Origin of the sequence: Sphingomonas sp. 3P27F8, assembly GCF_005502745.1 — a bacterium.
Taxonomy (GTDB): Bacteria; Pseudomonadota; Alphaproteobacteria; order Sphingomonadales; family Sphingomonadaceae; genus Sphingomonas.
In genome coordinates this window covers 81,177-107,607 of sequence record NZ_SCNL01000009.1, presented here as the reverse complement: position 1 = coordinate 107,607, position 26,431 = coordinate 81,177, and the positions used below count along the sequence as shown (strand labels likewise).

General features: G+C 64.9%; 30 protein-coding genes and 1 other RNA gene. 17 read left to right on the top strand and 14 right to left on the bottom strand.

The genetic code is table 11. The features are described 5' to 3' along the window. Positions 1 to 9 precede the first annotated feature (9 nt). A complete protein-coding gene (locus tag FFS35_RS12155; protein ID WP_137787359.1) occupies positions 10 to 756 on the bottom strand; it encodes a YebC/PmpR family DNA-binding transcriptional regulator in 747 nt (248 codons plus the stop codon). A gap of 103 nt (positions 757 to 859) precedes the next feature. On the opposite strand from FFS35_RS12155, the gene pdxH reads away from it, so the two are divergent. The 3 genes from pdxH to FFS35_RS12140 are packed head-to-tail and all read left to right on the top strand — an operon-like array spanning position 860 to position 3,197. After that, entirely contained in the window at positions 860 to 1,441 is a 582-nt protein-coding gene (gene pdxH, locus FFS35_RS12150; RefSeq protein WP_249341600.1) for a pyridoxamine 5'-phosphate oxidase, read from the top strand. After that, positions 1,438 to 2,385, top strand: coding sequence for a cation diffusion facilitator family transporter (locus tag FFS35_RS12145; protein WP_249341599.1), 948 nt, complete (start codon positions 1,438 to 1,440; stop codon positions 2,383 to 2,385). The genes pdxH and FFS35_RS12145 overlap by 4 nt, the downstream gene beginning before the upstream one ends. 14 nt (positions 2,386 to 2,399) lie before the next feature. Further along, a complete protein-coding gene (locus tag FFS35_RS12140; protein WP_137787357.1) occupies positions 2,400 to 3,197 on the top strand; it encodes a PhzF family phenazine biosynthesis protein in 798 nt (265 codons plus the stop codon). 7 nt (positions 3,198 to 3,204) lie between these two features. Here the strand turns inward: FFS35_RS12140 and FFS35_RS12135 are convergent, their stop codons facing one another. Together FFS35_RS12135 and FFS35_RS12130 are read right to left on the bottom strand one after the other, a co-directional pair. After that, a complete protein-coding gene (locus FFS35_RS12135; protein ID WP_137787356.1) occupies positions 3,205 to 3,576 on the bottom strand; it encodes a hypothetical protein in 372 nt (123 codons plus the stop codon). Further along, positions 3,573 to 4,265, bottom strand: a complete 693-nt coding sequence (locus FFS35_RS12130; RefSeq protein ID WP_349290325.1) for an EI24 domain-containing protein — start codon at positions 4,263 to 4,265, stop codon at positions 3,573 to 3,575. Before FFS35_RS12130 ends, FFS35_RS12135 begins: the two co-directional genes overlap by 4 nt. A gap of 71 nt (positions 4,266 to 4,336) precedes the next feature. On the opposite strand from FFS35_RS12130, the gene FFS35_RS12125 reads away from it, so the two are divergent. From FFS35_RS12125 to FFS35_RS12115, 3 genes are read left to right on the top strand one after another with little or no spacing between them, the layout of a single operon-like run. Continuing rightward, complete coding sequence (locus tag FFS35_RS12125; RefSeq protein ID WP_137787355.1) at positions 4,337 to 5,335, top strand: adenosine kinase; 999 nt, start codon at positions 4,337 to 4,339, stop codon at positions 5,333 to 5,335. Continuing rightward, the gene (gene hrpB, locus FFS35_RS12120; RefSeq protein WP_137787354.1) at positions 5,328 to 7,796 is read left to right on the top strand and encodes an ATP-dependent helicase HrpB; all 2,469 of its coding nucleotides are present in this window, start codon (positions 5,328 to 5,330) and stop codon (positions 7,794 to 7,796) included. Before FFS35_RS12125 ends, hrpB begins: the two co-directional genes overlap by 8 nt. A gap of 9 nt (positions 7,797 to 7,805) precedes the next feature. Then, positions 7,806 to 8,087, top strand: a complete 282-nt coding sequence (locus FFS35_RS12115) for an ETC complex I subunit (protein WP_137787353.1) — start codon at positions 7,806 to 7,808, stop codon at positions 8,085 to 8,087. A 27-nt stretch (positions 8,088 to 8,114) separates the two neighbouring features. Here the strand turns inward: FFS35_RS12115 and FFS35_RS12110 are convergent, their stop codons facing one another. The 4 genes from FFS35_RS12110 to FFS35_RS12095 are packed head-to-tail and all read right to left on the bottom strand — an operon-like array spanning position 8,115 to position 10,774. After that, the gene (locus FFS35_RS12110) at positions 8,115 to 8,624 is read right to left on the bottom strand and encodes an NUDIX hydrolase (protein WP_137787352.1); all 510 of its coding nucleotides are present in this window, start codon (positions 8,622 to 8,624) and stop codon (positions 8,115 to 8,117) included. Then, complete coding sequence (locus tag FFS35_RS12105; RefSeq protein ID WP_137787351.1) at positions 8,621 to 9,289, bottom strand: TPM domain-containing protein; 669 nt, start codon at positions 9,287 to 9,289, stop codon at positions 8,621 to 8,623. The genes FFS35_RS12110 and FFS35_RS12105 overlap by 4 nt, the downstream gene beginning before the upstream one ends. Then, positions 9,289 to 10,176 (bottom strand): TPM domain-containing protein, encoded by an 888-nt coding sequence (locus FFS35_RS12100; RefSeq protein WP_137787424.1) that lies wholly within the window; start codon positions 10,174 to 10,176, stop codon positions 9,289 to 9,291. Before FFS35_RS12100 ends, FFS35_RS12105 begins: the two co-directional genes overlap by 1 nt. Positions 10,177 to 10,180: 4 nt before the next feature. Beyond that, positions 10,181 to 10,774 (bottom strand): LemA family protein, encoded by a 594-nt coding sequence (locus FFS35_RS12095; protein ID WP_137787350.1) that lies wholly within the window; start codon positions 10,772 to 10,774, stop codon positions 10,181 to 10,183. A gap of 108 nt (positions 10,775 to 10,882) precedes the next feature. On the opposite strand from FFS35_RS12095, the gene mscL reads away from it, so the two are divergent. Continuing rightward, the gene (gene mscL / locus FFS35_RS12090) at positions 10,883 to 11,314 is read left to right on the top strand and encodes a large conductance mechanosensitive channel protein MscL (protein WP_137787349.1); all 432 of its coding nucleotides are present in this window, start codon (positions 10,883 to 10,885) and stop codon (positions 11,312 to 11,314) included. Between the two features lie 42 nt (positions 11,315 to 11,356). On the opposite strand, the gene FFS35_RS12085 is transcribed toward mscL, so the two are convergent. Continuing rightward, on the bottom strand, positions 11,357 to 11,788 hold the full coding sequence (locus FFS35_RS12085) for an Rrf2 family transcriptional regulator (protein WP_137787348.1): 432 nt from the start codon (positions 11,786 to 11,788) through the stop codon (positions 11,357 to 11,359). A 42-nt stretch (positions 11,789 to 11,830) separates the two neighbouring features. Between FFS35_RS12085 and ssrA the strand changes: the two genes are divergently transcribed. The 3 genes from ssrA (at position 11,831) to FFS35_RS12070 (ending at position 14,884) form a co-directional block, all read left to right on the top strand. Next, positions 11,831 to 12,218: a transfer-messenger RNA gene (ssrA, locus tag FFS35_RS12080) on the top strand. Between the two features lie 91 nt (positions 12,219 to 12,309). Beyond that, positions 12,310 to 13,413: an NAD(P)-dependent alcohol dehydrogenase gene (locus tag FFS35_RS12075; protein WP_137787347.1), complete on the top strand. Its 1,104-nt coding sequence runs from the start codon at positions 12,310 to 12,312 to the stop codon at positions 13,411 to 13,413. A gap of 43 nt (positions 13,414 to 13,456) precedes the next feature. After that, complete coding sequence (locus FFS35_RS12070; RefSeq protein ID WP_137787346.1) at positions 13,457 to 14,884, top strand: aldehyde dehydrogenase family protein; 1,428 nt, start codon at positions 13,457 to 13,459, stop codon at positions 14,882 to 14,884. 73 nt (positions 14,885 to 14,957) lie between these two features. Here FFS35_RS12070 and FFS35_RS12065 read toward each other — a convergent pair whose 3' ends face one another. Then, positions 14,958 to 16,244, bottom strand: a complete 1,287-nt coding sequence (locus FFS35_RS12065) for an oxygenase MpaB family protein (protein ID WP_212742201.1) — start codon at positions 16,242 to 16,244, stop codon at positions 14,958 to 14,960. 144 nt (positions 16,245 to 16,388) lie between these two features. Between FFS35_RS12065 and FFS35_RS12060 the strand changes: the two genes are divergently transcribed. After that, positions 16,389 to 17,051, top strand: a complete 663-nt coding sequence (locus FFS35_RS12060; RefSeq protein WP_137787344.1) for a CerR family C-terminal domain-containing protein — start codon at positions 16,389 to 16,391, stop codon at positions 17,049 to 17,051. A 3-nt stretch (positions 17,052 to 17,054) separates the two neighbouring features. On the opposite strand, the gene FFS35_RS12055 is transcribed toward FFS35_RS12060, so the two are convergent. Further along, complete coding sequence (locus tag FFS35_RS12055; RefSeq protein WP_171007612.1) at positions 17,055 to 18,686, bottom strand: Na+/H+ antiporter; 1,632 nt, start codon at positions 18,684 to 18,686, stop codon at positions 17,055 to 17,057. Between the two features lie 136 nt (positions 18,687 to 18,822). Here FFS35_RS12055 and FFS35_RS12050 point away from each other — a divergent pair, with 136 nt between their 5' ends. Then, positions 18,823 to 19,185, top strand: coding sequence for a VOC family protein (locus FFS35_RS12050; protein WP_137787343.1), 363 nt, complete (start codon positions 18,823 to 18,825; stop codon positions 19,183 to 19,185). Between the two features lie 48 nt (positions 19,186 to 19,233). After that, complete coding sequence (locus tag FFS35_RS20005; protein WP_171007611.1) at positions 19,234 to 19,410, top strand: hypothetical protein; 177 nt, start codon at positions 19,234 to 19,236, stop codon at positions 19,408 to 19,410. Positions 19,411 to 19,420: 10 nt separating this feature from the next. Here the strand turns inward: FFS35_RS20005 and FFS35_RS12045 are convergent, their stop codons facing one another. Continuing rightward, a complete protein-coding gene (locus FFS35_RS12045; RefSeq protein WP_137787342.1) occupies positions 19,421 to 20,206 on the bottom strand; it encodes an enoyl-CoA hydratase/isomerase family protein in 786 nt (261 codons plus the stop codon). Beyond that, the gene (locus FFS35_RS12040; protein WP_137787341.1) at positions 20,203 to 21,063 is read right to left on the bottom strand and encodes an enoyl-CoA hydratase-related protein; all 861 of its coding nucleotides are present in this window, start codon (positions 21,061 to 21,063) and stop codon (positions 20,203 to 20,205) included. Before FFS35_RS12040 ends, FFS35_RS12045 begins: the two co-directional genes overlap by 4 nt. Before the next feature lie 83 nt (positions 21,064 to 21,146). Here FFS35_RS12040 and FFS35_RS12035 point away from each other — a divergent pair, with 83 nt between their 5' ends. From FFS35_RS12035 to FFS35_RS12020, 4 genes are all read left to right on the top strand, one after another. After that, complete coding sequence (locus tag FFS35_RS12035; protein ID WP_137787340.1) at positions 21,147 to 21,488, top strand: Rieske (2Fe-2S) protein; 342 nt, start codon at positions 21,147 to 21,149, stop codon at positions 21,486 to 21,488. Positions 21,489 to 21,499: 11 nt separating this feature from the next. Next, on the top strand, positions 21,500 to 22,249 hold the full coding sequence (locus tag FFS35_RS12030; RefSeq protein ID WP_137787339.1) for a glucose 1-dehydrogenase: 750 nt from the start codon (positions 21,500 to 21,502) through the stop codon (positions 22,247 to 22,249). Between the two features lie 62 nt (positions 22,250 to 22,311). Continuing rightward, positions 22,312 to 23,523: an aromatic ring-hydroxylating dioxygenase subunit alpha gene (locus FFS35_RS12025; RefSeq protein WP_137787338.1), complete on the top strand. Its 1,212-nt coding sequence runs from the start codon at positions 22,312 to 22,314 to the stop codon at positions 23,521 to 23,523. A 14-nt stretch (positions 23,524 to 23,537) separates the two neighbouring features. Then, the gene (locus FFS35_RS12020) at positions 23,538 to 24,815 is read left to right on the top strand and encodes an aromatic ring-hydroxylating dioxygenase subunit alpha (protein WP_137787337.1); all 1,278 of its coding nucleotides are present in this window, start codon (positions 23,538 to 23,540) and stop codon (positions 24,813 to 24,815) included. Positions 24,816 to 24,821: 6 nt separating this feature from the next. Here the strand turns inward: FFS35_RS12020 and FFS35_RS12015 are convergent, their stop codons facing one another. Further along, positions 24,822 to 25,610 (bottom strand): SDR family oxidoreductase, encoded by a 789-nt coding sequence (locus tag FFS35_RS12015; RefSeq protein WP_137787336.1) that lies wholly within the window; start codon positions 25,608 to 25,610, stop codon positions 24,822 to 24,824. A gap of 13 nt (positions 25,611 to 25,623) precedes the next feature. Further along, positions 25,624 to 26,409, bottom strand: coding sequence for a TIM barrel protein (locus FFS35_RS12010; protein WP_137787335.1), 786 nt, complete (start codon positions 26,407 to 26,409; stop codon positions 25,624 to 25,626). Positions 26,410 to 26,431: the final 22 nt, after the last annotated feature.

Sequence of the window (26,431 nt, the reverse complement as noted above, 5' to 3'; positions counted from 1 at the left end):
GCGCCGGGCTCACTGGCCCAGCTTTTCCATGACCTCGTCGGAAACCTCGTAATTGCCCCACACCTGCTGAACGTCGTCGTCGTCGTCCAGCGTGTCGATCAGCTTGAACAGCGTAGCCGCGTCGCCTTCGTCAACCTGCACGCTGGTCTGCGGGCGCCAGGCGAGCTTCGCCCCCTCGAACTCGCCGAGCACCGGTTCCAGCGCGCGGGCCACTTCGTGAAGATCGGCCTGCGCCGTCCAGATCTCATGTCCGTCCTCGCTGGACTGCACATCCTCCGCGCCCGCCTCCAGCGCCGCCTCGAACACCTTTTCCGCATCGCCGACGCTTGCCGGGTAGGTGATGAGGCCCATGCGATCGAACCCGTGGCTCACCGAGCCGGACGCGCCGAGGTTTCCGCCGTTCTTGCTCACCGCCGTGCGCACGTTGGTCGCGGTGCGGTTGCGGTTGTCGGTCAGCGCCTCGATGATGAGGCTCACGCCGCCGGGGCCGAAGCCCTCGTAGCGCACTTCCTCGTAATTCTCGCCGTCACCCCGGCTCGCCTTGTCGATCGCGCGGGCGATGTTGTCCTTCGGCATCGACGCCGCCTTGGCCGCGTTGACGGCGGCGCGCAGGCGCGGGTTCATGTCCGGGTCGGGCGTGCCCATCTTCGCCGCGACGGTGATTTCACGGCTCAGCTTGGAAAATGCCGCAGAGCGCTTCTTATCCTGCGCGCCCTTGCGGTGCATGATGTTCTTGAACTTTGAATGGCCTGCCATGTGGACTCCGCAAATCTCCTGGCGCTCCCTCTAGGCGCGTGGGCGAGCGCGCTCAAGACGCGCGCGATGGCGCTTGGCGAGGCGCCGCGCTATGGGATCGCGCATGAGCGACGATCCTTTCGAGCTGTTCGATGCCTGGTATGCCGAAGCGCGGGCGACCGAGCCGAACGATTCCAATGCCATGGCGCTGGCGACGGCGGATGCCCGGGCGCGCCCGACGGTGCGGATGGTGCTGCTGAAGGGGCATGGCCCCGATGGCTTCGTGTTCTACACCAATCGCGAGGGGCGCAAGGCCGCCGATCTCGCCGCCAATCCACAGGCGGCACTGCTGTTTCACTGGAAATCGCTGCGCCGCCAGATCCGCATCGAAGGCCCGGTGTCGGTAGCGAGCGATGCGGAGAGCGATGCCTATTTCGCGACGCGCAGTCGCGATTCGCAACTCGGCGCCTGGGCATCCGATCAATCCCGCCCGCTCGACAGCCGCGCGACCTTCGAGGCGAGGTTCGAGGAGATGCGCGCGCGCTTCGACGGCAGGGACGTGCCCCGACCCGCTTACTGGGGCGGCTATCGCGTCACGCCGGAGCGAATCGAATTCTGGCAGGATCGCGCGCACCGGCTGCATGAACGCCGCCTGTTCCTGCCGGATGGGGCCGGCGGCTGGCGTGAAGGATTGCTCTACCCGTGACTGGTGAAGAACGCCGCCGCGTCATCCCGCTTGCCATGCGCGCCGCGCTGGCGAGCGTGGCGATGGCGTCATCACTGCTGCTGCTGAAGGCGTTCGGCGCGTGGCAGACGGGCTCGGTGGCGATGCTCGGCTCGCTTGCGGATACCGCGCTCGATCTGCTCGCGAGCCTCGTCACCCTGTACGGCGTCAAGCTCGCCGCCGAGCCGGCCGATCACGATCACCGCTTTGGCCATGGCAAGGCAGAGGCGCTCGCCGCGCTGTTTCAGGTCGCGCTCATTGCCGCATCGGCCGCCGCGATCGCCTGGCGCGCGGTGCTGGCGCTGCGCGATCCGCAGCCGACGCACGACGCCGGGCTGGGAATCACCGTCTCCGCGATCGCGATCGCCGCCACGCTGGTGCTGCTGTGGTATCAACGCACGATCATCCGCCGCACCGGATCGATCGCGATCCTCGCGGATAATCTGCATTATCAGTCCGATGCGTTGCTCAACGGGTCCGTGATCGTCGCGTTGGCGCTCGATCAGTTCGTGGGGCTGAGCTGGGCGGATCCCGTGTTCGGCATCGTCATCGCGGCGTGGCTGGCCTGGGGGGCGTTTCAGGCGTCAAGCCAGGCCATCGATCAGCTCATGGACAAGGAATGGCCGGAAGATCAGCGCGCCGCCTTTATCGAGGTCGCCGCGCGCCAGCCGGGGATTCGCGGAATCCACGATTTCCGCACCCGGCGTTCCGGCAGCCTCGATTTCGCGCAATTCCACATGGAGGTGGCGCGGGAAATCACGGTCGCCGACGCGCACACGATCGTGGAGAATGTCGAGCGGCGGCTGCGCGATGCGTTTCCGAAGGTTGAGGTGTTGATCCACCTCGATCCGGAGGGGCATGTCGATACCGATAATCCGCTGGTCGAGGCGGATGTGACGCCGCACTGGTTCGGCAAGCGCGTTTGAATGGAGCGGTATTGATGAGATTGGGTTTCGCACAGATCGATGCCTTTGCCAGCACGCCGTTCGCGGGCAATCCGGCGGCGGTGATGCCGCTCGCCGCGTGGCTTGACGATGCGACGCTGCAGGCGATCGCCGCCGAAAACAACCTGTCCGAAACCGCCTTTCTCATTCCCGATTCCAGCGGAGAGGCGGATTTCGAATTGCGCTGGTTCACCCCCGTTGCCGAAGTCGCGCTGTGCGGCCACGCGACGCTGGCGAGCGGGCATTTCGTGCTCTCGGCGGAGGATGCGCGGCAACGCGTGCGCTTCCGCACGCGCAAAGCCGGTGTGCTGGAGGTCGAGCGCGACGGGGCTGGCTATCAGATGGCGCTGCCGGCCTGGGCGCCGGCGGCGAAGCCCTTGCCCTCGGTGATTGCCGCGCTCGGGCTGGACGATGCGGTCGAAACCCTTTGGCACGAAAGCCGCTATGCGCTGGTTGTCCTCAGCGATGCCGATGCCGTCCGCGCGCTGGAGCCGGACTTTCGCGCGCTGGCGAAGGAGGGCGACACGCTCACGATCGTCACCGCCCCGGGCGACGACAGCGACATCATCAGCCGCGCCTTCGCGCCGGGCGCGGGGATCGACGAGGATCCGGTCACCGGCTCCGCCCACGCCGTGATGGTGCCCTATTGGGCGAAGCGGCTGGGCCGCGACACGTTCAGCGCATATCAGGCCAGCGCGCGCGGCGGTCGCCTGTCATGCCGGCTCGCGGGCGATCGCGTGATGCTGGGCGGCGATTGCGTCACCGTGGTCGAGGGCACGTTTCTGCTGGCATAGCCGGTGCCTAGCGTACGCCCTCGCGCCGGGTGAGCGCCGCGACGCAGCTCGCGCGGTCGATCGAACTGCCGTCAGGCTCGCGCGCATCGATATAGGTGACGCGCGGTTCCTGGTTTCCGCGCGGATAAAGATACGCATCGAGCACGCAGATCCGGCTCTGGAACTGAAGCTTGCGCGCCGTCCCTTCCTGAACGTCGGCGTCGGGCTTGCCGAACAGCTTGACGAGCGCGGCGCTGTCCTGCCCGATAACGCGCTCCAGCCCGGTCGAACTGTACGGCACGGCCACGGCCGACGCGCCGGACCCCGGCGGGTTGGCGCCGGTCGTGGCGCAGCCCGCGAGCAACCCAGCCGTCGCCAAAATGCCAAGCCCGCGCGTCATTGTCGTCCCCGATGAAACAGATGTGTCGCCATCGCCGCGCCCAGCACCGGCGCGAGAATGTTGAGCAGCGGAACCACGAACAGCCCGGTCGCGGCAAGGCCAAGCAGCAGGCGCTGGCCCCCGTTCGTCCGGCGCCACGCGCGCATCGCCGCATCGTCCATGTGTCGCGCCGCCACCATATCGCCGAGATCGCGCCCGAGCAGCCAGCCGTTGACGATGAAGAACAGCGCCGCGGTGCCGATGCCGGTGAACAGCAGCACGCCATAGAGCGGCAGCAGCAGAAGGTTCACCATCAGGAATCGCCCGGCGGACCGCAGCCCCATCAGCGCGGCGCGATGCATCGCCACCGGGCGTGCGGCGGCACGTGCGGCAGGATAATGCTTCGCCTCCACCGCTTCCACCACATCGTCCGCGAACAGCCCGACCACGGCCACCGCGATCGCGCGGAACAGGAACCAGAAGGCGAGCACCAGCGCGACGATGGTCGCAGCCGATGCCAGCTCGTCATGCCACTCGGATCGGGCGAGCGCCTGTTCCACGCCCCACCACACGCCGAGGCCCAGCAGCAGGAACAGCGCAATGGTCGCCAACAGGCTCTTGCCCAGCACCCGCAGGATGCGCGGATCGCCCAATTGCGACAGCGAAAGGGATAGCGCGCGGAACATCTGTAGCAGGAGATGCGCGGTCACGGGCGGTTGCGCAAGGCGGGCGCTCTCACTACGGCGCTCGCCAGCTTTCCATTCGTTTGGGGTTTCCATACTTGACCCAGCCTACCTACGCGGTCGTCGCGATCGGCAATGCGATCGTCGACATTCTCGCCCCCGCCGCCGATGATTTCATTGCCGGCAACGGCATGACGAAGGGCGCGATGCAGCTCGTCTTCTCGCCCGAGGACGCTGACGCGCTTTATGCCAAGATGGGGCCGGGGCAGGAGATGTCGGGCGGCTCGGCGGCCAACACGATCGCGGGCATCGCGTCGCTCGGCGGCAAGTGCGGCTTCATCGGGCAGGTCGCGGACGATCAGCTCGGCCAGGTCTTCGCGCACGATATCCGCGCCGCCGGCATCCGTTTCGACACCGCGACGCGCCCCGGCCAGCCGACCACCGGCCGCTGCCTGATCTTCGTGACGCCGGATGGGCAGCGCACGATGAACACCTTCCTGGGCGCCTCGCATTATCTTCCGGCGGAGGCGCTGGATCGCGATCTGATCGCGGATGCGCAATATCTCTATCTCGAGGGCTATCTGTGGGATCCGGAGGAGCCGCGCGCCGCGATGCGCGCCGCGATCGACGTTGCCCGCGCGGCGGGGCGCAAGGTCGCCTTCACGCTTTCGGCCGAATTCGTGATCGAGCGCCATCGCGGCGCGTTCCACGATCTGATCGATCACGGCCTGATCGACGTATTGTTCGCGAACGAGGCTGAAATCATGTGCCTCACCGAAACGGCCGATGTCGATGCCGCGATCGCGACGTTGCAGGCGAAGGTGCCGCTGCTCGTCGTGACGCTGAGCGAAAAGGGCGCGATGGCGATAGCCGGGGACGAGCGCGTTCTGGTCGCCGCCGCGCCGGTCGAGAAAGTGGTGGATACCACGGGCGCCGGCGATCTGTTCGCGGCCGGCTTCCTGCATGCGCAGGCCGAAGGGCGCGGCGTAGCCGAATCGCTCAGGCTCGGCGCGGCATGCGCGGCGGAGATCATCAGCCATTTCGGCGCGCGGCCGCAGGTGGACCTGAAGAAGCTGGCGGCGGAGACGCTTGGCTGACGATCTGCCCATCCACGCCGTTTTGCCCGATCTGCTCGCCACGTTGCGCGAGCGATCGGGAGCGGTGCTGGTCGCGCCGCCGGGTGCGGGCAAGACCACCGCGGTCGCCCCCGCGCTGATCGCGGAGGATTGGTGCGCGGGGGAGGTGCTGCTCCTGTCGCCCCGCCGGCTTGCCGCGCGCGCGGCGGCGGAGCGGATGGCGGCGCTGGCGGGCGAGCCGGTGGGGCGCACGTTCGGCTATGCCACCCGGCTCGATACGAAGCGCTCGGCGGCGACGCGGGTCACGGTGGTGACGGAGGGGATCTTCGTCGCGCGCATCCAGAACGACCCGGAACTGGATGGTATTTCCGCCGTGCTGTTCGACGAGGTGCACGAGCGAAGCCTCGATGGAGATTTCGGCCTGGCGCTCGCTATCGACGCGCAGGCTGGATTACGGCCCGATCTGCGGCTGGTGGCGATGTCCGCCACGCTCGATGGCGCGCGCTTCGCCAGGCTGCTGGGCGACGCGCCGGTGATCGAGAGCGCGGGACGAAGCTGGCCGCTCGAGCTGCGTTATCTCGGGCGTGGCGGCGATGCGCGGATCGAGGATGCGGTGGCCGGCGCCGTGCGTCTGGCGCTGCGCGAAACGGCGGACGGGGTGCTGGCGTTCCTCCCGGGCGTGGCGGAGATCGAGCGCACCGCCGAGCGGCTGGAGGGCATCCCCGGCGTCACCCTTCACAAGCTTCACGGCGCCCTCGATCCCGCCGCGCAGCGCGCCGCGATCCGGGCCGAGCCGGATGGCGCACGCAAGCTCGTGCTCGCCACCTCGATCGCCGAAACCAGCCTCACGCTGGATGGGATCGGCGTGGTCGTCGATTCGGGGCTGGCGCGTCGCCCGCGCTATGACCGCGCGGCGGGGATGACGCGGCTGGTCACGGAACGCGCCAGCCAGGCTGCGGTCATCCAGCGTGCCGGTCGCGCGGCGCGGCAGCGTCCGGGCATCGCCTATCGCCTGTGGGAGGAAGCGGCAACTGCTGGCCTGCCGCGTTTCGACCCGCCCGAGATGCTGGAGGCCGATCTTTCCGCGCTGGTGCTTGCCGCCGCGATCTGGGGCGTCGCCGATCCGCGCGATCTGGCGTGGATCGATCCCCCACCCGAGGCAGCCGTGGCTGAGGCACGTGCGCGGCTTGCCATGCTCGACGCGATCGATGCCGATGGGCGCCCGACCGTGCACGGCCGCGCCATCGCGTCGCTGCCGATGCCCCCGCGGCTCGCGCACATGCTGGTGCGTGCGGCCGGGATGGGGCTTGCAGCGACGGCTGCCGATGTGGCTGTGCTGCTGGGCGAGCGCGGGCTGGGCGGGAATGACGCCGATCTGGAACTCAGGTTGCGGCGCTGGCGCGGGGATCGATCGCGCAAGGCCGAAGCGGCGCGCAGCCTCGCCGCCCGCTGGGCGCGGCTGGTCGGCGGCAGTCAGGCGCCTTTTGTCGAGGTTGCGAGCCTTGGGGAGGGGCAGCGTGTCGCTACCTGCATCGCGCTCGCCTTCCCGGATCGGGTGGCGCGCCGGCGCGATGCCTCGGGGGAGCGCTGGGCCTCGGTCGGCGGGCGTGGCTTCAGGCTCGATCCGACCGCGCCGCTCGCCCGCAATGAATGGCTGGCGGTCGCCGAGACGCAGGGGATGGCGGCCGGCGCGCGCATCCTGTCAGCGGCGGCGGTCGATGCCGAGACGGTCGAGGCGCTGTTCGCCGCGCGGATCGAGACGCGCCATATTGCCGAGTTCGACGCCGCGACCGGGGCCGTGCGGCCGCTGCGTGAGCGCCGCCTGGGCGCCATTCGGCTGGCGAGCGGGCCCGACTCGAACGCCTCGCCAGCGCTGATCGCCGCGGCGCTGGTGGAGGGCGTGCGCCGCCATGGTCTGCACCTGCTGCCATGGGGCGATGGCGCGCGCGCGTTCCGCGTACGCGCTGGCTATGCGGGCGTCCCCCTCGACGATGCGACCCTGCTCGACCGGCTCGACGAATGGCTGCCCCCGCTCGTGGAGGGGCAGCGCCGGCTCGCCGCTACTACCTCAGCCACCCTAACACACGCTCTCCGCAATATGCTGGGGTGGGACGATCTTCAGCGTATCGACCGCGTCGCCCCGGCGTATTTCACCAGCCCTGCGGGCACATCGCACGCGATCGATTATGGCGCAGAGGGCGGCCCGCGCGTCGAGCTTCGCGTGCAGGCGTTGTTCGGGCTGGCCGAGCATCCGGTGGTGGGGGAGGGGCGCGTGCCGCTTGTCCTGTCCCTCACCTCGCCCGCGGGGCGCCCGATCCAGATGACGCGGGATCTTCCCGGTTTCTGGGCCGGAAGCTGGGCGGCTGTGGCGAAGGAGATGCGAGGACGCTATCCGCGCCATCCGTGGCCCAACGATCCCGCCAGCGCCAGCGCGACACTGCGCACGAAAAATGCCGATGCAAGGCGCGGCCAAACGGGTTAAGGGGCACCTATGCCTACCGCTCGCATCTATCAGCGCCCGAAGAACGCCATGCAATCGGGGAAGTATCGCACCGACAATTGGGTGCTTGAGTTCGAACCGGCCGAGGCCAAGCAGCCCGATCCGCTCACCGGCTGGGCGGGCAGCGGCGATACCCGTGACCAAGTGCGGATCATGTTCCCGTCGAGCGAGGCGGCGATCGCCCATGCCAAGCGCGAGGGGCTGGCCTTCACCGTCATTCCGGCGCCGCAACGCAAGCTCAAGCTGCAGGCTTACGCGGACAATTTCCGCTGATTGTCGCCCGGCGCGATACCCGCCAAGCTATATGATCGTATCGGCGAGCAGCAGTAGCATCTTTACGTCGATCGCCACGCCTTCGTCGCGCTTGCTCGCGACGAAGGCGGCAATCTTTTCGCGCGGCACGAGATGGACGATGATATTCTCGTCACCATCGCCGCCGCCATCGCCCATTCTAACCAGATCATGCGCGCACACCAGCATGAAGCCCTCGCTGACCATTCCCGGCGAGGAATAGAAGACGCCAAGCGGCTCGACGCGGCCGGCCCTATAGCCGGTTTCTTCTTCCAGTTCGCGGATGGCGGCCGGAGCTATATCCTCGCCCGGATTCTCGTCGCCCACCAGCCCCGCAGGCAGTTCGAGACAGTTGCGTCCCAGCGGCACGCGATATTGTTCGACGAGAATCACTTCACCATTGGCCGTGATCGCCAGGATCACCGCCGCGCCGATGCCTCTCGTGCGAGAGGCATATTCCCATTTGCCGTCTTTCATCATGCGGATGAAACGGCCCTCCCAAACGGCTTCGGCGGTCATAGGAGGATGAGGCGATCCGGAAGCTCGTTGGTGTCGCCGGGCGTGCGCGGGAAATGCTCGCCCAGCACGAGCCCGATCTGGCTGACCGCCGCGACCATGCCGTCTGCTGGATGGCCTTTGCGCAGCGGACCGACTAGCGCCGCCATCGCAGCGCCCCATGTGCTGTCCGGCACGCGATCGTGAATCGCCGCATCGGCGATGATCTCCGCGCGATGCTCGTCAAGGCTGAGATACAGCAGGACGCCGGTCGAGCCTATGGTGCGCTTCTCGGCGGCTGCACGGAACACCGCCAGTGCGCGCGCACGGACCCGGCGCGCCTTGGTTGCACCCGGTGTCAGCGCCAGCCGCAGCGGGCGCCATGCGAAGAGCAGGCGTGCGGTGAGAAACGTAATCACGGCGACGAACAGCGTGATGGTCACCGCCGCGCGAATGGATACTACGGGCGCCCACGGATCGGTCAGCAGGTGGATTTGTTCGATGATCTGCGGGAATGTGGCTAGAAGCGCCACCATCAGCAGCATCACGAGCAGCGTCCAGTGCAGCGCGACGTCGTGATAGGCATCGGAGGCGCGGGCGACGACCGTTACGATCTCACCATCGGTGCTTGCCTCCGCCGCCGTCACGGCCGCCGTTACGCGATCGCGATCCTCAGCTGTCATCTGCATCACCAGCCCCCCGAAGCGCCACCGCCGCCGCTCGATCCACCACCGCCGCCACCAAAGCCGCCGCCACCAAAGCCGCCGCCGCCCCAACCGCCGCCGCCACCCCAGCCGCCCCCACCACCGCCGCGCATCATCTCGCTTGCGATCGACCAAAGGACGATCGGCAGCGCTCCGGATCCATCGCCGCCATAGCGCTGTCCACGCCCGCTCCGTCGCACGAAGGAGAGCAGCACGAACAGCAGCACCATGCCCCAGAAGATGAGGCCGATCGGCACACCTTTGCTGCCGGATCGCTGCGCGCGATGCGTCTGGTCGAACTGTTTCACCGCCGCATCGAGCCGCGCCTTAGCCTCCTCGGGTGAGGCGCGAAGCTGAGTGATGATCGCATCAGTCCCCGCCACAACGCCACCGGGCATGTCGCCGGCTTTGAAACGTGGCAGCACATCGCTGTTGATGATGACGCTGGACAAAGCGTCGGTCAGGAAGGGTTCCAGTCCGTAGCCCACCTCGATACGCAACTTGCGCTCGTTGGGGGCAATGACGAACAGCGCGCCGTTATTGACGTCTTTCAGCCCGATACCCCAGGCACGAAACAGTTTGTTGCTATACTCCTCGATCGGATAGCCTTGCAGGTCTTTGACCGTGACGACGACGACTTGGCGCTTCGTATCACGCTGCAACGCATCGAGTTTCTGCGAGAGATCAGCTTGCACGGCCGCTGGCAAAATCCCTGCATCGTCCACCACGAAACCGGTGAACTTCGGGAAAGTTTGCGCGGCTGCCGGCATCGACAGCGTCGCGAGCAGCGTTGCCGCCAGCGCTAATAGCAGCTGGATCCAAGGGCAGACGCCGGCCCGGGTGTGGCGGGCAGTAAGGCCGGCGCGCGTCATCACGTCAGCTTCCGAAATTGACCTTGGGCGCGGTGTCGGCTCCCGGTGTGGTTGCGGCGAAAGGCACCATCGGCTTGGCGCCATAGAATATCTTCGCGCCAATCGCGTTGGGGAAGGTGCGGATCGTGGTGTTGTACTGCTGCACCGCCGAGTTGTAATCGTTGCGGGCGATAGTGATGCGATTCTCAGTGCCTTCGAGCTGGCTCATCAGCGTCGTATAATTGCCCTGACTCTTCAATTCGGGATACGCTTCCTGAAGGCGCTGGAGCGACATGGTCAACCCCGCCTGCGCGGTTTGATAACGCTGGACGGCGGCGGGATCGGTGAGCTGGTCGCCCGATAGCTTTACCTGACTCGCCGATGCGCGCGCCTGCGTCACCTCGACGAGAATGTCCTTCTCCTGCGCGCCGGCTGCCTTCACCGTCGAAACGAGATTGGGGATGAGATCGGCGCGGCGCTGATATTGATTCTGCACATCGGCCCAGCGCGCCTTGGCGTTTTCCTCCGCCGTTGGGATCGTGTTGATCCCGCATGCGCCAAGCGTCAACGCGAGGCCGGCAACAGCGAGCGAGCGCGGGGCAAACGAACGAGACGTCATCGGCGGGGTTCCTCCTGGTTCTGTCCTAGGCATATAGGACACTTGTCGCGCTTGGCGAAGAGGCAATCGTGTGGTTAATCTGCCTCCCCGCAACAGGAGTGTCGGCCCATGTTCAGTGAATTCAAGGCGTTCATCGCGCGCGGCAATGTGCTCGATCTCGCGGTGGCGGTGATTATCGGTGCGGCGTTCGGCAAGATCGTGACCTCGCTGACCGAGGACGTCATCATGCCGGTGATCGGCAAGGTTTTCGGTGGTCTCGATTTTTCCAGTTACTTCGTTGTGCTCGGCGCGGTGCCCGAAAAACTGCAGGGATCATCCGATTATGCCGCACTGAAAAAGGCTGGCGTCCCGCTTCTGGGCTATGGCCAGTTCGTTACCCAAGCGGTCAATTTTCTCATTATCGCCTTCATCATCTTCTTGATCGTGCGCGCCGTTAATCGTGTCGTGCCGCGCCCCGAAGCAGCGCCAGCCGCCGATCCGGCCGATGTGGTTTTGCTGCGCGAGATCCGCGACGAGCTGCGCGCACGACGCGGCGCGTGAACAGATGTTGCCGTCCCGGCCGCGGCCGGGCGGCGACAGGCGTTACGCGGCGGCCAGATCCTCGGCGGTGGCATCGGCAAGGCTGGTGCCGTCCAGAATACGCGCGGTTTCGTCGCGGACGCGCATCATCGCGTGGCGGATCGCGCAGTCAGCCTCGCTCTTGCAATCCTTGCACGGGCGATAGGCGGTGCGGCTGACGCAGGGTACGAGCGCGAGCGGCCCTTCGATCACGCGGATGATTTCACCAAGCGATATCATATGGCTTGATCGCGCGAGCTGATAACCACCCATCTTGCCGCGATGGCTGATGAGGAAACCTGCATCGCGTAGGTCGGCCAGGATAAGCTCAAGGAACTTGCGCGGTACATTCGCCCCCGCAGCGATGCGATTCATCGGGATCGGTGGGCTGGCGGCCGGAGCTTCGGCCAGGAATAGCATCGCGCGGAGCGCGTAGCGGGAACGCTGCGTCAACATGATATTCTATTCTATGTACCTGCATTATGGCGAGCAAAAGGCGGGCTTTCAGTTTTCGTCCGGCGCGCCTATATCGGGGATGCTCGCGGGGCTTGCCCCACGGCTATGGCGATAAACGCCGGTGAATAATAGACGCAGCGGACCCGGGGGCAGTACCCGGCGGCTCCACCACCAACCGTCCTGCCGGGCGGATGATGACGGGGCCGAACCAGGATCGACGTGTGTTGAAAGGCACTGGCTTTTGCTCGGAATGGGACCACCGTGACGGCCCATACACAAGTGCCAACGATAACGAAGCACTCGCGATTGCCGCGTAACTGACGGCCTAACGGCCTAAGGTTACTCGAACAAAAGCGCGGTTGGGCCGCACCGGGCAACAGAAGCGGATTCCAGCGGTACGGGGAGCACCGGGCAACAGAAGCTCCCCACTTCCCTTCGAATCCGTCGACTTCCCCGCAATGACCTTGCGTTCGGGTGCGCGATGCGGCGATGCTGCGTCAAAATCGATGTCAGGAGGAAGGATGACGACCTGTACCGCCGCCGTCGCACACGGCCCCCACACGGATTTCGTGCTTGAAGAGGTGAGCATCGACGGGCCGCGGGCGGGCGAGGTGCTGGTGAAGATCGCTGGTGTTGGCCTGTGCCACACCGATCTCGTCTTCCGCGACCAAGTGCCCTACGCCTTTCCGGCAATATTCGGCCATGAGGGCGCCGGGACGGTCGAGCAGATTGGCGAGGGTGTCGAAGGGTTGGCCCCGGGCGATACCGTCATCGTCGGCTTTTCCAGTTGCGGCATTTGCCCACGCTGCGAAGAGAATCTGCCCAGTTACTGCCGCAGCTTCGTCCCCTTGAACTATGCGGGAATGCGCCTGGAGGACGGATCGACGGCTTATGCCTCGGGCGGCGATCGGGTCTCGTCGCACTTCTTCGGCCAGTCGAGCTTTGCGACCCGGGCGATCACCCGCGCGCGCAACGTGGTTAAAGTGGAAAGCGATGCGCCGCTCGCGATCCTCGGCACATTGGCGTGCGGGTTCCAGACAGGGGCGGGGGCGATCATGCGCACCTTCAACTGTCCGGCCGGATCGAGCCTGGTGGTGTTCGGGGGCGGCCCGGTCGGGCTCGCAGCCGTGATGGCGGCGAAGATTCGTGGCTGCGCGCCGATCGTGCTGGTCGAGCCGGTCGCTGCGCGGCGCGAACTCGCCCGTGAATTGGGCGCGACACACGTCATCGATCCGGGCGCGGGCGATCTGGTAGCCGCGATCCGCGCGATCATGCCCGATGGCGTGGATTTTGCGTTCGACACTACCGGCGTTGTGAGCGTGATCGAGGCTGGGCTCGCCGTGCTGGGCAGCCACGGCGCGCTCGGGCTGGTGGGCGTGCCGAAGGACATGAACGCCGCGATCACGGTCAATATCGGTGCACTGATGACGCCGGGCCATCGCATCATCGGCATAATCGAGGGCGACAGCGACCAGCAGACTTTCATTCTGGAGTTGCTGGCGCATCACGCTGCCGGCCGTTTTCCTTTCGATCGACTGATCACAACGTTCCCCCTCTCGGAGATCAACGCGGCGGTCGCGGCGCAGGCGCGGGGGGAATGCATCAAGGTGGTATTGTTGCCGTAACATATGTTACGTACGGTTGATAAAGAGACTCAGGAGAGACGGCGTGAACTTCGACCACGATTATCGCATGCTGATCGACGGCAAGCTGGAGAGGGGATCAGCGACGTTCGAGGTCGTCAATCCTGCGACTGAGGAGGTGCTCGCCACCGCGCCCGATGCAACGCGCGAGGATTTGGATCGGGCAATCGATGCCGCGCGTCGTGCGTTTTCCGGCTGGGCTGCCACTCCGATTGCGGAACGCAGGGCGAAACTCACCGCCCTCGGTCAGGCGGTTCTTGCACAGGTCGATCCGCTTATGCGCCTGCTCACCAAGGAACAGGGAAAGCCCCATGCCGAGGCGCAGGGCGAGATCATGGGCGCCGGCTATTGGCTGCTGGGCGCGGCCGGGCTCGATCTGCCGGTTACGGTGAACGAGGATTCCGATGAGCGGTACAGCGAGACGCGGCATGTCCCGCTCGGCGTCGTCGGCGCGATCGCACCCTGGAATTTCCCGATGGTTCTGGCGATGTTCAAGATCGGGCCGGCGTTGCTCGCTGGGAATACGATGGTGCTGAAACCGTCGCCCTTCACGCCGCTTACCACGCTGAAGTTCGGGGAGCTGGCAGCGGAAATTCTTCCGCCCGGGGTGCTCAACATCGTTACCGGCGGCGACGATCTAGGGCCGTGGATAACCTCGCACCCGGGCTTCGACAAGATCAGTTTCACCGGCTCGACCGCCACCGGCAGACGGGTGATGCAGTCCGCCGCGCCGACGCTGAAGCGCGTCACGCTGGAACTGGGTGGCAACGACGCCGCGATCGTGATGCCGGATGTGGATGTTGCGAAGGTGGCCGAGGAACTGTTCTGGGCAGCGTTCCGGAACAACGGCCAGATCTGCATCGCAACCAAGCGCATGTATGTCCACAAGGACATTTATGAGCCGCTTCGCGACGCACTGGTTGCCTATGCGAAGACCGTGAAGGTCGGCGATGGCGCGGAGCAGGGAACGCAGATCGGCCCGCTGAACAACAGGCAGCAATATCAGCGCGTGCTTGATCTGATCCAGGACGCGAAAGACAACGGCTATGAGTTTCTGGTCGGCGGCGACAAGGCTGACGTGCCGGGCTACTTCATCCCCGTCACGATCCTCGACAATCCGCCGGAGGATGCGCGCATCGTTCAGGAGGAACAGTTCGGTCCTGTCCTCCCGCTGCTGAAGTTCGACGATTATGAAGATGTAATCGCCCGCGCGAATGCGACCGAATATGGCCTCGGCGGATCGGTGTGGGGCCATGACGAGGACAAGGCGCTCGAGATCGCCCAGCGGATCGCGAGCGGCACCGTCTGGGTCAACGAGACCCAGCATCTTTCGCCGACCGCGGCGTTCGGCGGCATGAAGCAGTCAGGCGTCGGTGTGGAGGGCGGCGTCGAGGGGCTGCTTGAATATACCAATGCACAGACGGTCGTGCGCAGGAAGCGCGCAACGGCCTGATAAACCGGCCCGCCCATTTCTGCCGGTTCAAGCGGCGGGCGGGCCGCCAGTCCCGTATATTTGACGATATGCTTTACGCCGCCGCTAGTGACGTCGGTGACGACCTGTAACGTGCGGCGTCCGTAGTGAATTCGGCATGGCCATAGCTGGCGAGTTGCGCCTTGATCTTCGCGACGAGCCGGCGATCCGCCAAGTCGCGCAACCAGGGTATCCGCTCGGCGACGCCATAAAGGCGCAGGCGAGCGTAGATGAAAATGCCCGCGAGCGCTGCCAACATGGTATCCCACGCCGTCAGGTACACGCCGATTGTTGCAGCCTTCGCTTTATCGCCGGCCATGAAATTCTTGACGAAGAACAGTTTTGCGAAAGCGCGCTCGAAGCGATCGTGGATGCGTGCGCGACGCGAGCCGTCCGCGCGCAGATCTGCGGCCATCGTCGCGCGGAGCAATTCGCCGCAAGTGGCATCATCATAGCCTGCGCGCAACGTGCCACTGCGAGCGTTCATCAGGTCGACGATGCCTTGCGGCGTATCGGCGAGCAGTTCCTCGGGCAGCCCGAGCAGGAAACAGCGGTAACGCGCCAGTTCAACTTGCGCACGTTCTGCGGGAGTAAATTGCTCGCGCCCCTCTTCCTGCATCTTGTACGACAGCAGGAATATCGAAATCAGCCCGGCGGGCATCTGATCGACCTGCGGGATCGGGAAGCCATAGATGCTCCAGTCCCAATCCGCCGGGCGGCGCAGCACATTCGCGCGCACCATTGAATGCATCAATCGCACCATCGCCGCTGATTTGAAGCCGGGGCCGAAGCGTTCGAGCGCGCCGGGCAACACCGACGTGCTGAAGAAAGTCGCGGTCTCTTTCACGCGCTTTCCGGCCGTCTCGCTCGACAGCGTATTGGTGATCGCCATCGGCAGCGCAGCATATTTGTTCATGAAGGTCGCGATGAACGCGCCACGTATCACGAACGGGCTTAGATTGGCGGCCGCATTGCGATCGATCCGCGCACCTTCCTCCACCAGTCTCATGTCCAGCCAGTCGGGGATACGCTCCATCGCGCGGATGAAATCGACCAGTTCGGGTGGCGCATCCGGCACGTTTTCGACCCCGTCGTCGCAGGCGCGGGTCAGCATATCGACCAGGTGACGGAAGCCATATTCGCGCATCAGCGCGGCATATGCATCCGCGACGCCATCGCCCATCATCGTGTAAGCGCGCATGAATTCGATGCGATCCGGGTCGGCCAGCAGCCTGTCGCGTTCAGCCGCGTATTTGCCGGTGAGCAATGTGGCGTCGCCCGGCGATCCCGCGAACCGCTCCGGGAGCGTGCGGAAATCCACCCTGCCATACAGGGCGGGCACGTGCGCGCGTTGTGATTCAACTTTGGCCCAGAGGGTATCGAGCGCCTCACGTGTCATGACCGGCCATCCTCTCTCGACGTTCTTGGTCACAAGATATATATCATCTGATATATTTTCAAGCGTGGTGATCAGGTTCGATTGACGATGAAGGCGAAACCAGCCGTGCCGTCGCGCACGTCCGATGGTGGCTATCGCAAGGGTGAGGAAACGCGCGCGCGCATTCTGGATGTTGCACTTGGCGCGTTCGGCAGCAGCGGGTTCGCCGCGGTGACGACGCGGCAGATCGCCAGAGATGCCGGCGTCAACCTGCCGGCGCTTACGTATTACTTCGGGAACAAGCGCGGCTTGTACCTCGCCTGCGCCCATGAAATCGTCGCCAGCTATCGGGAAGGGATGGGGGCTGTCGCCGGTGTCAAATTGGCCGCGCTGCGCGACGGGCTGGAGCCCGATGCGGCGCGCGCGTTGCTGAAGCAGCTGTTCGCGGCGTTGGCGCGCTTTCTACTCGCATCGCATGGCTCGCCCGATCGGAGCCTGTTCGTTCAGCGCGAGATCGCTAACCCTGGCCCGGCGTTCGAAATCCTCTACGCGCAGTTGTGGCGGCCGGGGATCGAACTGGCGACAGAGCTTATAACCCAGACAAGCGCTGGAAGGCTCGGTGAGGCAGGTGCACAGGTGCGCGCTGTGCTGATGATTTGCAGCCTTACGGGCTTTCTCTCAGGCCTCCCGGTGGTCGCGCGGACGACGGGAAAAGCGGATTATCCCGCCCTCGTCATCGCCGCGCTGGAGGAGCAGATCGACGCTTTGTGACGGTCATCCGCGATGCCGGGCCTCCGCGAGATCGAGTTCGCGTGTCAGTTTCTGTGCAGTGGCGCTGCCAATTGTCCGCTCCTGTGCCAGTTTCCTCAGGACCGCTCGTTCGGCATGCACCCCGGTCAATCGCAGATCGCGGAAAAGGCGGTCCTGCGAGCGAAGATCGTCGGAGCGTCCACCGCTCAATCCCTCTATCCGCTCGCGATAGAGATCCATGACACGCGCGCCGATCTGGGCGTAGCGATCAGCCTCGCTGTCGTTCTGCGCCAGGTCGTGCTGCTTGCGCTCGATCGCCCGGATCGCAGCCTGTGCGGTGGCAATGCGTGCTGCATCTTCTTCCGCCTGCTTCGATGGCTCGGCCGGCATGCGCAGGTCTTTCAACAGGATCGGCAACGCGATGCTGGCGATCACGAGCGAGACGATGATGACGCTGGCCGCCAGGAAAATCGCCACGTCGCGCGCCGGGAAGGGGGTGCCGTCGTTCAGCGCCAGCGGCAGCGTCAAGACGCCCGCAAGCGTGATCGCGCCGCGCACGCCGGCGAGAGACATCGCCGCCACCAGTCTCCAGTCGGGACTGCGCGGATCTGTGTCCGGCAGACGGTTGTGCAGGATAGTGAGTTTAAGCGACGCCCAGACCCACACGAACCGGAGGACGATCAATCCGGCGACGATCGCGAGCGCGTAGGCCGCGAGCCACCATGGTGAGCTATGCCCGGTAAGAGCGACCGTGCGGCTCGCGCCTGCGAGGATCGTCGGCAATTGCTCGCCCAGCAGCACGAAAATGATCCCGTTGAGCGAGAACTGCAGCGTATCCCACACCGAATTGCGCCGCATCCGCGTGATCGGCAACGCCTGACGCGATATCTCTGCGAAGGTCATCGTGACGCCGGCGCCGACCGCGGCGAGGATGCCCGAGGCATGCACCTGTTCGGCCAGCATATAGGAGCCGAACGGGATGAGCAGGCTCACCAGTATCTGTGAGCCGGTATCCTCGCCCCAGTGCTTCGTCACCCATGCCTTGGCGCGGGTTACCGTCAGCGTAAGCCCGACCCCCACAGCGATACCCGCCCCGGCAACCCAAAGGAAATTCAGCGCCGCGCCCGCGGCGGAGAAGGTGCCTGTCAGCGCGGCCACGATGGCAAAGCGCAGGCAAACGAGGCCCGAGGCATCGTTCAGCAGCGATTCCCCTTCGAGAATGTGCATCATCCGTTTCGGAATCGGCGCGCGTGCCGCAATCGCCGACACGGCGATCGGATCAGTCGGCGAGATCACCGCCGCCAGCGCGAAGGCGACCGCCAACGGCATCGCCGGGATCATCCAGTGGATGAACAGTCCCATGCCGATCACTGTGATGAGAACGAGGCCAAGCGCGAGTTCGACCACGGTCGACACGTCCTTGAGCAGTTCGTCCTTCGGGATGCGCCAGCCATCCAAGAACAGCAACGGGGGAAGAAATAAGAGAAGGAATAGCTCCGGTTCGAGCTCGACGCGATAAGAGGTCGACAGGCCGACTACCCCGCCGAGCGCGATCTGGACCAGCGGGGTCGGAATCGAAATCGGCAACATTCTCGACAAGGCGCCGCTGACCACGACCGCCAGAAGAAGAAACAGGACGATCGATACCGCTGCCAAAATTTGGGTCTCCACGGACTGAGGCATCTACTAGGGCGCTGGATCACGAGGGGGCAAGCCCGCATTCCCCTCCGGCCTGTGCTTGGCTTTTGCCCGGGCCAGGGTAACCTGCCGACAGTTTGGTTAGGAGAGCCTCATGGTTGTGACCGGCATAGGCGGCATTTTCTTCCGCGCCAAAGATCCCGAAGCGTTGCTTAAATGGTATCGCACCCACCTCGGCATAGCGGTTGAGGGGCAGATGCACTGGAACCAGCAGGCCGGCCCCACGGTGTTCATGCCGTTCGCGCATGACACGGATTACTGGCCGGGCAACAAGCAGTGGATGATGAACTTTCGTGTCACGGATTTGGATACCTTGCTGGCCTCGCTACGCCTGGCCGGCGTAGCGGTTGAAACCGATCCGAACTGGGATGCGCCTGAAATCGGTCGCTTCGCGCGCATCCATGATCCGGAAGGGAACCCGCTTGAACTATGGGAGCCGGCGGAGGGGGCTGGCTGATCTCGAAACCCGCGTCTTTGAGTATTCTTTCGATAGGGATTGATCCGATTGACCAGCACAAGGGAAATGACGGCTGACTATATCGTGTCTGCCACGAACGAAACCGGTGCCATACTGGTCCTGCGCGCCGATGATGAACGATCGGCGATCGAGGTCGCCAATCTTTTCCGCCAGAATGATTATACGCGCGTCACGATCAGCATAGCCGGCAGCGATCCCGATTGAGCCCGTGCGACTAGCGGCCGACGAATGCCGCCGCCCGCCGCTCCTTCGCAGATGACAGGCCCTCCCGGAAATCGTCGCTGCCAAGCAGTATCGCTTGCGTTGGCAGGTTCGCCGCCCACTCCGTTTCCATGCTCGTTTCAAGGCCGCGGTGGAGCGCCCGCTTTACAGCAGCATAGGCAAGTGGCGCTGCCGCGGCCAGTTCAAGCGCCAGTTCGTTACCGCGCGTCATGAGGGCGTCGCGAGCGACCACTTCGCCGACCAGACCGATCGTCATCGCCTCTTCCGCCCGCACGGCGCGGCCGCGCAGGCACATCTCGGCCGCACGCCCCATGCCGATGATACGCGGAAGCAGAAACGTGCCGCGCAGCGGCGGCATGATGCCGAGCCTGATCCAGCTTTCCTGGAACATCGCATCCTCGGAAGCGACGCGAAAATCCGCCGCCAGCGCCAGTTCGCAGCCGACGGTGACCGCGGCCCCCTGCACCAGCGCGATCGTCGGTTTCGCGCAGGCATAGAAGCGCCGGACCGCACCTTGGAAATGCGCGTAGACCTGGGTTTGCACATCGATGGCTGGCGTTTCCACCAGCGCATCCAGAAAGGCGAAATCGGCGCCTGCCGAAAAATGCTTCCCTTCCGCGCGCAGGATCAGGCAGCGGATCGCGGGATCAGCCTCCAATTCGTCGATGGCAGCGCCGATTTCGCGCATGGTCTGGGGGCGGATCGTGTTGCCGCTGCCGCGCGCCAGAACGATGTGGCCAACGGCTCCTTCCCGCACCACTCGAATATCGTCCATCATTGCTGCTTCTCCTCGACCGAAGACGAGGTCGTCGTGCGATAATCGCCGAACAGGCCATCGCGCGCATCGAGGGCGCGGGTGACGTTTTCGCGGAATTTGGCAAAGGTCGCTTGGCTGGTTTCGGTTGTCATGGCGAGCGCCTGTATTTCGGTGCCGGCGCGAATCGCTGCCCGCAGCCCCATTATTTCCATTGCCCGATGCACCGAGCGTTTGTTCATCGCCTGAACGTCTGTGGGGATGCGCGTCATCCGCTCGGCACGCTCGACGACCGCAGCGTCCAGCTCGGAAGCCGGGAAGGCGCGGTTGGCGAACCCGAGGCGAACCGCCTCCAGCCCGTCGATCGCATCGCCGGTGAGCATCATCTCCATCGCTGCGCGCATCCCGCACAACCAGGCGTGAAACTGGTTGTCGGGCGGGCTCATCATCCGCACCGGCGGATAGCCGATCTGCGCATCTTCGGCGACGTAAACGAGGTCGCACGCGGTCGCGAGTTCGGAGCCGCCGGCCAGGCACCAGCCGTGGACTTGTGCGATCACCGGCTTGGCGAGATCCCAGATGCGGAATGCGCCCTCGACAACGTGGCGCGGCCAGTGACCGGCGCCGGGGGCGGTGTGATAGGGAAAGGGCGGCGCTGTCCCGCCGCCAAGATCATAGCCGGCCGAAAAGCAGGTGCCGGCTCCCCGGATGATCGTGACGCGGGTTTCGGAATCGCGATCCGCATCCTCCAGCAGTGTGAAGAGCCGGTGCCGCAGGCTGTTCGACAGCGCATTGCGCTTTTCGGGGCGGTTCAGCGTCAGCCGCAGCACCGCTTCCGCCGGGCGATCGACAAGTATCAGATCGCGGTCATCCTGTTTCATCCATTCTCTCCTCACCTCCAAGGCTTGCAGAGGGGGAGGGTCCGGTCAATACTGACACGCGCAATCGATTCGGGGAGAGGGCAATCAATCTGGCGCTGGAAAGTGCCGCCTTGCGCGAAGGTGGGATCGAGGCGGTGGTGATTGGTGGCTGGCCCGTGCTGCTTGTGCGCAGCGAGGGAACCGTACGCGCCACGATCAACCGCTGCACGCATGCGGCGGCCGCGTTCGCGCCAGGCGGGCGCGTGCGTCGCGGGGTGCTGATGTGCCCGGCGCACGGCGCGCGGTTCGACACCGTCACCGGCAAGTGCATCGGCAGCCTTTATCGACCGCTGCGCACGTTCCCGGTGAAAGAAATGGATGGGTGGATCACCGTCTCGGTGCCGGATGACGCGCCGGGACCCGACGAACAGCCAGTCGCGCGATAGGGGAGTGAAACATGGAGTTGCAGGGCAAGGTCGCACTGGTCACCGGCGCGGCGGCGGGACTGGGCGAAGCAGCGGCGCGCAAGCTCGCTGAGGCGGGCGCGAGCGTGGTCGTGACCGATATCGAGGTCTCGACCGGCGAGGCGGTGGCGGGCGCGATTGGCGGGACGTTCGTTCGCCATGACGTAACCAGTGAGGCCGACTGGACGGCTGCCATCGACGCCGTGGAGCGATCTCAGGGCAGGCTCGACATATTGGTGAACAATGCCGGTATCACGCTGATGGGATCGGTCGAGGAAATGGATCTAGCCGGGTTCCGCCGCACGCTCGATGTTGACCTGGTCGGCACATTCATCGGCTGCAAGCTCGCGATACCGCTGATGACGCGGTCGGGCGGGGGGTCGATCGTCAATATCGCGTCGATAGCGGGTCTTCAGGCGTCGGCGAACCTGGTCGCATACAATGCGGCGAAGGCCGGCGTGACGCTGATGACAAAATCGATCGCGATGCACTGCGCGACCACGGGCACGGGCATTCGCGTCAATTCGGTCCACCCGGGCGTCATCCGGACCGCGATGCTCGACAAGGTCATGGCGCAGGTTCCGAATCCGCGGGAATTGATGGAGGGCTTCGTCGCCGTCCATCCGATCGGGCACATCGGCGAGCCGGACGATATCGCCGAGATGGTGCTCTATCTCGCCTCCGCGCGGTCGAAGTTTGTCACCGGCGCGGCGATGGTGGTGGACGGCGGCGCCACGATCTGAATTGACGCGACGTCGACGAAGAAGGTATAACACTTGCTACATTTGCAGGAGAGGGCCGCCCGATGAAAGCCATGGCGAATGCCGAGATCGCGGCAATGATGCGCCACAGCGTCAAACACGCGCGTGAGAATACGTTCGAACTCGTTGACGACGTGCTTGAGGTGCCGGCGAAAAATTATACAGACCCCGGCCGCTTCAAGCTGGAGGTCGACCGCATCTTCAAGCGCCTGCCGCTGATGCTTGCGCCTTCATGCGAGATCCCAAGTCCGAACGACTTCAAGACGATGGAAGTCGCGGGGATCCCGCTGCTGCTGGTACGCGGACAGGATGGGGTGGTTCGGCTGTTCATCAACAGTTGCACTCACCGGGGCACGAATGTCGCGGTCGATCCGACCGGCAACGCAAAACGCTTCGTCTGCCCCTACCATGGCTGGACCTTCGGGCAGCAGGGCGAGCTGATCGCGGTCGCGGCGGCGAGCGATTTCGGCAAGGTTGATAAATCGTGCCTTGGCCTCACTGCGCTGCCCGTGGCCGAGCGCGCGGGGCTGATTTTCGGCAGCGTCGATCCGAAGCTGCAGCTGGATATTGACGATTTTCTGTCCGGCTATGATGCGCTGCTGGAGGCGTTCAACTTCAAGGACTGGTTCTTCTTTTCCAGCCGCGTGCTGCGCGGGCCGAACTGGAAGATTGCCTATGACGGCTATCTCGATTTCTATCACCTGCCGGTGCTCCACAAAGACACGCTGAACGCGAACAACATGCTCGGCAACCGCGCGCATTATCACGCCTGGGGCCCGCATCAGCGACTCGTCGCGCCCGACCGTGCGGCGCGCGAGCTTGCCGATCTTCCCGAGGAACAATGGTCCGACGATCTCGTGCTCAACGGGGTGTGGACGATCTTCCCGTGTATCTCGATCGCCAGTTTCAACGGCGGCGGGCGCGGCGTGATGATCTCGCAGCTTCTGCCCGGCGATGAGGTCGGCGAGTCCTGGACGCGTCAGATGTATCTGATGGAGCGCCGCCCGACGGAAGAGCAGGAGGAGGCCGCGCACGCTCAATTCGCCTTCCTTGAAACGGTCGTGAAGGATGAGGATTACGCGACTGGCCTGCGCCAGCAGCGCGCGCTGGATCACGGCACGCTCGACAAGGTGCTTTTCGGCCGTAACGAGGGCGGCGCGCAAGCCTTCCACAAATGGACCGATCGCATCATTGCGGCGGATGACGATGACCTCGCCGGCCTGTTCACCGGGCCGCAATTGCAGGCGGCCGAATAGGCGGGAGTGAAGCGATGGATCAGGCGACGGTCGATCAGTTGCGGGCGCTGATGGAATATGAAGCGGCGCGCGCGGCACCGCCGCCGACGTTTCCGAGGCTGCCCGACGTGCCGGGCGGTCGTTACACTGATCCGCGTTTCGCCGAGCTTGAGCGCGATCAGCTCTGGCGGAAAAGTTGGCTGTTTGCCGGTCATATGGACGAGATTCCGCAGCACGGCTGTTTCAAGCTGTGGGAAGCCGCGGGCCAGCCGATCGTTCTGGTCCATGCGCGTTCGGGAGAGGTCAACGCTTTTTACAATACGTGCAGTCACCGCGGCGCGCCGGTAGTCACGCAGGAGAGCGGGCGGCGCGCGCGGCTCACCTGCAAATACCACGGATGGGTCTATGATGACGAGGGAAAGCTCGTATCCGTCCGCGATCCGGAGGATTTCGTTGATCTCGATTTTTCCTGTCGTTCGCTGCGCCAGGTGCGGTGCGAGCGATATGGCAAGCTGATCTTCGTCAATTTCAGCGCGGATGCGCCGTCGCTTGCCGAATGGCTTGGGCCGATCTCGGATGAGTGGGCGGAATTCCGTTTCGACGCGACCCGGCTGGTGGATCATTACGTCTGGGATCTCGACTGCAACTGGAAGATCGCGATGGAGGCGAACATGGAGGTCTACCATGTCCCCAATATCCATCCCTCCACGGTTGCCCTCGGGCTGGATCATCGCCGGAACGTGAACAGCCTCTATCCCCATGGCCATGGCCGTATGATCGCGCCCGGCTGGGAAAAGAAGGAAGGTGAGAATTATCGCGCCGCCAATGTCGGCGATTGCCCGCGACCTGAGATCGATGGCGTGGGCGAGATCGGTCGCACCTGCACGCAATCCTACAACCTCTTCCCGAACTGGGTCTCTCCGCTGGGACCAACCGGGTATTTCGTGCTGAATTTCTGGCCGAACGGGCCGACCCGATCCAAGATGGAAGTCTGGTGGTTCGGGCCTGATTGGGGTGAAGGGCCGCGCCCGGCCTTCTGGGACGCCACGATCACCTATCTCAACAGCGTGCTGGAGGAGGATACGGAATTCGGCAAGTGGATCCAGAAAAGCCAGGAAAGCTATGGCTTCGAAGGCGTCCCGCTCAGCTATCAGGAAGCGCGGATCTATCACTGGCATCAGCAGGCCGACGCGATGATCGGGGCCGAGCGGATCCCCGCGGAGTTGCGCGTCTCGCCCGTGATCGGCCCCGACTGGATCGTGCCGAACGATCCACGGCTTGACGGTTTGCCGTTGCAGGAAGCAGCGGAGTAGCTCGCGTCAGAAGACGCTGTTCGTCAGCCCGCCGTCGATGACGATGCTCTGCCCGGTGATGAAGCTGCCGTAACGCCCGCACAGCATCGCGCAGAACCCTCCGATGTCGGCGGGATCGCCGAAGCGCCCTGCCGGGATACCGATCGAGTCGATGAAGCGCCGCACCTCCTCATCGTAGCTTGTGCCGTTTTTTGCCGCGCGCGCTTCGAAGGTGGTGCGTGAGCCGGGCGTGTCGAACATGCCTGGCAGAATGCTGTTGATGGTCACGTTGTCACGTATGAGCCGCTTCGAGATCGCCACCGAGTAATTGGCGAGCGCAGCGCGGGCAGGCCCTGACAGCAAGCGCATGACGTGCGGGTTCTTGGCCGCGCCGGTTCCGATATTGACGATCCGGCCAAAGCGTCTGCCCACCATGCCGCCGAGCATCATGCGAATTAGCTCGATCGGGCCGACGAGGGTGGTTTCCAGCGTTTCCATCCACTCTTCCGCTTCGACGTCATCGAATCCGTCGGTCATACGGGGCGGCGAGCAGGTGACGATCAATATGTCGGGCGTGGGACAGGCCTCGCGCAATCGCGCGCGGCCTTCCGGTGAGCCATGATCGGCGACCACCGCGTTGATGGTGGCGCCGGTATCGGCGGCCAGTCGTCGCGCCGCGTCGTGCAATCGCTCCTCGCCGCGCGCCGACATGACGAGCGTTGCGCCCTCGGCCGCAAGGGCGCGCGCCGCCTCAAACCCCATGCCGGCGCTCGATCCGGCAACCAGCGCGCGCTTTCCTCTCAAGCCAAGATCCATGATCGCTATTCCCTCAGTTAGTATCGAAAAAGCGGGTGGTCGCCGCCAGTACGGCCCGTGCCCGATCCTCGGCATCGGGATAGGCATCGCGCAAGGCTTTCGATCGAAGCTCGATGCTCAGCGGCAGTGCCGGCGGCATCGCCGAAGCAAGTTCTCGAAGCGGCAATATGCCCTCACCGGGCAGCAACCGCCGGTCGACCGCCTCCTCGATGATCGCGGTGCGATCGTCAGTGTCGAAGGTCAGCGGCCCGGCATCGCAGAATTGCGCGTAAGGCAGCCATTTCGCGGGTAACGCCGCGACATCGGAAGGTGTGCCGCCCGAGCGCGCAAGATGCAGCGGGTCGATTAGCATCGCAATTGCGGGATCGCCAACCGCGCGCAGGATCGCACTTGCCTGCGCGATGGACTTCACCTCGGTGAACAGCGCGAACTCCAAGGAAATTCGAATGTCGCCGGCGGCATGCTCACACAAAGCCGCCAGCTTTGCCGCGGTCGCGCCATCGTCCGGATCGGAACTGACGCACAGCACATTCGCGGCGCCGATCTCTCGCCCGATATCGACGATGCGACGATGGTTGTCTTCGGGTGGACCGGGCATCAGCCAGACGACCTCCACATCGAGCGCGAGAAGCGCGTGATCGGCCAGCACCGCCTTCAACTCGCGGGTCGTCCCATCTGTCCAGCTCGCCAGATCGACCCACACGCCCGTCGCATCATAACCGGCCGCCGCGGCCGCGCGGGCGGTGGTTTGCGGCATGTGTTCTGGCAGGACGCCGGCGGCGAGCGATAGCAGTTGCATCCGCTTATTATGCCGCGCGTGT